Genomic DNA, 5,309 nt, shown 5'->3' with positions numbered 1-5,309 from the left:
CAGCCCGAACGCGAGGGTGGCGGGGACCAGGGCGGACGCCGCACCCCGCAGCGCCTCGGCCGGCGAGTCCCCACCGTGCACACCGGTGACTCGATCACGGTGGCCCCGGCGATGACGCTGACCGACCGGGAGTACCAGATCCTGCGGGACATCGGTATCGCGGTGATCCGTGAGGTCGGTGTGGACACCGGTGGCTGCAACATCCAGTTCGCGGTGAACCCGGAGGACGGCCGGGTCATCGTCATCGAGATGAACCCGCGTGTGTCGCGGTCCTCGGCGCTGGCCTCCAAGGCGACCGGCTTCCCGATCGCCAAGATCGCCGCGAAGCTGGCCGTCGGCTACACCCTGGACGAGATCCCGAACGACATCACGCAGGAGACCCCGGCCTCCTTCGAGCCCACGCTCGACTACGTGGTCGTGAAGGCCCCCCGGTTCGCGTTCGAGAAGTTCCCGCAGGCGGACTCCACGCTGACCACCACCATGAAGTCGGTCGGCGAGGCCATGGCCATCGGCCGGAACTTCCCCGAGGCCTTCCAGAAGGCGCTGCGCTCGCTGGAGAAGAAGGGCAGCCAGTTCACCTTCGTCGGCGACCCGGGCGACAAGCAGGCGCTGCTGGTCGAGGCGGTGCGGCCCACCGACGGCCGGATCAACACCGTCATGCAGGCCATCCGCGCGGGCGCCACCCCCGAGGAGGTCTTCGAGTACACGAAGATCGACCCGTGGTTCGTGGACCAGCTGTTCCTGATCAAGGAGATCGCCGACGAGCTGGCCCAGGCGCCGGAGCTGAGCGCCGACCTGCTGGCCGAGGCCAAGCGGCACGGTTTCTCCGACCAGCAGATCGCCGAGATCCGCGGGCTGCGCGAGGACGTGGTGCGCGAGGTGCGGCACGCGCTGGGGGTGCGCCCGGTCTACAAGACGGTCGACACCTGCGCCGCCGAGTTCGCCGCGAAGACGCCGTACTTCTACTCCTCCTACGACGAGGAGACCGAGGTCGCGCCGCGCGAGAAGCCGGCCGTGATCATCCTGGGCTCCGGCCCCAACCGCATCGGCCAGGGCATCGAGTTCGACTACTCCTGCGTGCACGCCTCCTTCGCCCTGTCGGACGCGGGCTACGAGACGGTCATGGTCAACTGCAACCCGGAGACCGTCTCCACCGACTACGACACCTCCGACCGGCTGTACTTCGAGCCGCTCACCCTGGAGGACGTCCTGGAGATCGTGCACGCCGAGCAGCAGGCCGGTCCGGTCGCGGGCGTGGTCGTGCAGCTGGGCGGGCAGACCCCGCTGGGCCTGTCGCAGGCGCTGAAGGATAACGGCGTGCCGATCGTGGGCACGTCCCCGGAGGCGATCCACGCGGCCGAGGACCGGGGCGCCTTCGGGCGGGTGCTGGCCGAGGCGGGCCTGCCGGCCCCCAAGCACGGCACGGCCACCACCTTCGCCGGGGCCAAGGCCATCGCCGACGAGATCGGCTACCCGGTGCTGGTGCGGCCCTCCTACGTACTCGGCGGGCGCGGCATGGAGATCGTCTACGACGAGATGCGGCTGGAGGCGTACATCGCCGAATCCACCGAGATCAGCCCCACCCGGCCGGTCCTGGTCGACCGGTTCCTCGACGACGCCATCGAGATCGACGTCGACGCCCTCTACGACGGCCAGGAGCTCTACCTCGGCGGCGTCATGGAGCACATCGAGGAAGCCGGCATCCACTCCGGCGACTCGGCCTGCGCGCTGCCCCCGATCACGCTGGGCGGGTTCGACATCAAGCGGCTGCGGGCCTCCACCGAGGCCATCGCCCGCGGGGTCGGCGTGCGCGGCCTGATCAACATCCAGTTCGCGATGGCCGGGGACATCCTCTACGTCCTGGAGGCCAACCCGCGCGCCTCGCGCACGGTCCCCTTCACCTCGAAGGCGACCGCGGTGCCGCTGGCGAAGGCCGCCGCCCGGATCTCGCTGGGCGCGACCGTCGCCGAACTGCGCGCCGAAGGCCTGCTGCCCGCCCGCGGCGACGGCGGCGAGCTGCCCTTCGACGCGCCGATCTCCGTCAAGGAGGCGGTCATGCCCTGGTCGCGGTTCCGCGACATCCAGGGCCGCGGTGTGGACACCGTGCTCGGCCCGGAGATGCGCTCCACCGGCGAGGTCATGGGCATCGACTCCGTCTTCGGCACCGCCTACGCCAAGTCCCAGGCCGCGGCGTACGGGCCGCTGCCGACCAAGGGCCGCGCGTTCATCTCGGTCGCCAACCGCGACAAGCGGTCGATGATCTTCCCGGCACGGGAGCTGGTCGCCCACGGCTTCGAACTCCTCGCCACCTCCGGGACCGCCGAGGTCCTCAAGCGCAACGGCATCAACGCCACCGTCGTGCGCAAGCAGTCGGAGGGGATCGGGCCGAACGGCGAGAAGACCATCGTCCAGCTGATCCACGACGGCGACGTCGACCTCATCGTCAACACCCCCTACGGCACCGGGGGCCGCCTGGACGGGTACGAGATCCGGACCGCCGCGGTGGCCCGGTCGGTGCCGTGTCTGACGACCGTGCAGGCGCTGGCGGCGGCCGTGCAGGGGATCGACGCGCTGAACCACGGGGACGTGGGGGTGCGGTCGCTCCAGGAGCACGCGGAGAGGTTGACGGCCGCGCGGGACTGAGGCCGTAGTGAGTCCGCGCCCCCTTACCGGGGCGCGTTGCCCAGCTGTCCGTGAGGGGGGCACCGGTGTCGGTGTCCCCCTTGGCATGAGGACGTCATGTACAAGATCTTCTTCAACCTCGTTTTCAAGCGGATGGACCCGGAGCAGGCCCATCACCTCGCCTTCCGGTGGATCCGGCTCGCCGCCCGCATCCCCGTGCTGCGGACCTTCGTCGCCGCCGCGCTCGCCCCCCGCTACAAGGAACTGCGCACCGAGGCCTTCGGGCTGCGGATGCACGGGCCGTTCGGGCTCGCGGCCGGGTTCGACAAGAACGCCGTGGCGATCGACGGGATGTCGATGCTCGGGTTCGACCATGTCGAGATCGGCACGGTGACCGGGGAGGCACAGCCCGGTAATCCCAGGAAGCGGATGTTCCGGCTGGTCGCCGACCGGGCGCTGATCAACCGCATGGGCTTCAACAACGACGGCTCGCTGACCGTGGCCGCCCGGCTCGCGACCCGGGAGCCCGTCTTCCGTACCGTCGTGGGCGTCAACATCGGCAAGACCAAGGCCGTGCCCGAGGCCGAGGCCGTCGGCGACTACGTGAAGTCCGCCGAGCGGCTCGCGCCGTACGCCGACTACCTGGTCGTGAACGTCTCGTCCCCGAACACGCCGGGGCTGCGCAACCTGCAGGCCACCGAGGCGCTCAGGCCGCTGCTGAGCGCCGTCCGCGAGGCCGCCGACCGGGTGGTGGCCCACCGCAGGGTCCCGCTGCTGGTGAAGATCGCGCCGGATCTCGCCGACGAGGACGTGGACGCCGTCGCCGACCTGGCCGTGGAGCTGGGACTGGACGGGATCATCGCGACCAACACCACCATCGCGCGCGACGGCCTGGGGCTGCGGTCCGACCCCGCCCTGGTGAAGGAGGCCGGCGGGCTCTCCGGGGCGCCGCTGAAGGCGCGTTCCCTGGAGGTGCTGCGGCGCCTCTACGTGCGCGTGGGCGACCGGATCACCCTGGTCGGCGTCGGCGGCGTGGAGAACGCCGAGGACGCCTGGCAGCGCATCCTGGCCGGCGCCACGCTGGTCCAGGGCTACAGCGCCTTCATCTACGAGGGGCCGTTCTACGCTCGCGCGGTTCACAAGGGCCTCGCGGCGCGCCTGCGCACCAGCCCGTACGCCAGCCTCGCCGACGCGGTCGGCGCCGACGTGAGGAAGACCGTATGAGTCCCCTGGAGCCCTTCGGCGCGCGGCTGCGCCGTGCCATGGACGAGCGGGGTCCGCTGTGCGTCGGCATCGACCCGCACGCCTCGCTGCTCTCCGAGTGGGGTCTGAACGACGACGTGGCGGGCCTGGAGCGGTTCAGCCGCACCGTCGTGGAGGCGGTGGCCGACCGGGTCGCCGTCATGAAGCCGCAGAGCGCGTTCTTCGAGAGGTTCGGCTCGCGCGGAGTGGCCGTTCTGGAGCGGGTGGTGCAGGAGGCGCGGGCGGCCGGGACGCTGGTCGTCATGGACGCCAAGCGCGGTGACATCGGCTCGACCATGGCCGGGTACGCGGAGGCCTTCCTCGGCAAGGACGCCCCGCTGTTCTCGGACGCCCTGACCGTCTCGCCGTACCTCGGCTACGGCTCGCTCAGCCCGGCCGTGGCCCTGGCCCGGGAGAGCGGCGCCGGCCTGTTCGTGCTGGCGCTCACCTCCAACCCGGAGGGGCCCGAGGTGCAGCACGCGGTCCGCGGCGACGGGCGTACGGTCGGCGCGACCATGCTGGCCCACCTCGCCGCCGAGAACGCGGGGGAGGAGCCGCTGGGCTCCTTCGGCGCCGTCGTGGGCGCCACGGTCGGCGACCTGTCGTCGTACGACCTCGACATCAACGGTCCGCTCCTCGCGCCCGGGGTCGGCGCGCAGGGGGCGACGGCGGCCGACCTGCCCACGGTCTTCGGGGCGGCCGTGCGCAACGTGATTCCAAACGTGAGCCGAGGTGTTTTGCGTCACGGTCCCGACGTCGGGGCGCTGCGGGCGGCCGCGGAGCGGTTCGCGAGTGAGATCCGGCACGTCGTCGCAGGTCGGTGACTCCTCCGAGAAGCGTCTCGGCGGCCGCTTCGGCGGCGGCCCGAACGTGAATACATCCTCAAATCCGGGGCAGTATGTCTGAAATGTCCGGCCTGACGGAGGCTGACCAGGACTTTTCCGCTGTTCTCGCTGACTCCGGCGGACTTGCCCGCTAGTCTCCGAGCAGAGTCAACGGGCAAGCGTGTTGCTCGTAGCTCCCCAGGTGTGGGGCGACTAGGTTCCTCACCGGTCCGTATCCGACAGTTCGACATCCGAGGTGACGTAGGCGTGGCTCTTCCGCCCCTTACCCCTGAACAGCGCGCAGCCGCGCTCGAAAAGGCCGCCGCGGCTCGCCGGGAGCGGGCCGAGGTCAAGAATCGACTCAAGCACTCCGGCGCCTCTCTTCACGAGGTCATCAAGCAGGGTCAGGAAAACGACGTCATCGGCAAGATGAAGGTCTCCGCCCTGCTCGAGTCCCTGCCGGGCGTGGGCAAGGTCCGCGCCAAGCAGATCATGGAGCGTCTCGGGATCTCCGAGAGCCGCCGCGTGCGTGGCCTCGGGTCCAACCAGATCACGGCCGCGATGACCGAGCCCACCGGGCTCCTGCCGATGCAGCGCAGGTTTCCGCACCGGGTGATCGAC

Annotated in this window: 3 protein-coding genes and 1 pseudogene; all 4 read left to right on the top strand. The window is 70.7% G+C overall.

The genetic code is table 11. The features are described from left to right. Window positions 1–2,643, top strand: a 2,643-nt coding sequence (carB, locus tag ABZ646_RS39235) for a carbamoyl-phosphate synthase large subunit (RefSeq protein WP_360530308.1), incomplete at its 5' end; no start/stop codon positions are given. 96 nt (window positions 2,644–2,739) lie between these two features. Continuing rightward, window positions 2,740–3,846: a quinone-dependent dihydroorotate dehydrogenase gene (locus ABZ646_RS39230; protein WP_360530305.1), complete on the top strand. Its 1,107-nt coding sequence runs from the start codon at window positions 2,740–2,742 to the stop codon at window positions 3,844–3,846. Then, window positions 3,843–4,688, top strand: coding sequence for an orotidine-5'-phosphate decarboxylase (pyrF, locus tag ABZ646_RS39225; RefSeq protein WP_360530302.1), 846 nt, complete (start codon window positions 3,843–3,845; stop codon window positions 4,686–4,688). Before ABZ646_RS39230 ends, pyrF begins: the two co-directional genes overlap by 4 nt. A gap of 267 nt (window positions 4,689–4,955) precedes the next feature. Beyond that, a pseudogene (locus tag ABZ646_RS39220) lies at window positions 4,956–5,240 on the top strand (integration host factor); the annotation flags it as partial. Window positions 5,241–5,309 lie beyond the last annotated feature (69 nt).

Origin of the sequence: Streptomyces sp. NPDC007162 (assembly GCF_040634175.1) — a bacterium.
Lineage (GTDB): Bacteria > Actinomycetota > Actinomycetes > Streptomycetales > Streptomycetaceae > Streptomyces.
Note: the sequence above shows the minus strand (reverse complement) of the source record. Positions and strands in the feature narration are given on the sequence as shown.

Excerpts from the sequence above, each read along its gene's own strand:
- pyrF (WP_360530302.1), top strand. The coding sequence starts at position 3,843 with ATGAGTCCCCTGGAGCCCTTCGGCGCGCGGCTGCGCCGTGCCATGGAC.
- ABZ646_RS39230 (WP_360530305.1), top strand. The coding sequence starts at position 2,740 with ATGTACAAGATCTTCTTCAACCTCGTTTTCAAGCGGATGGACCCGGAG.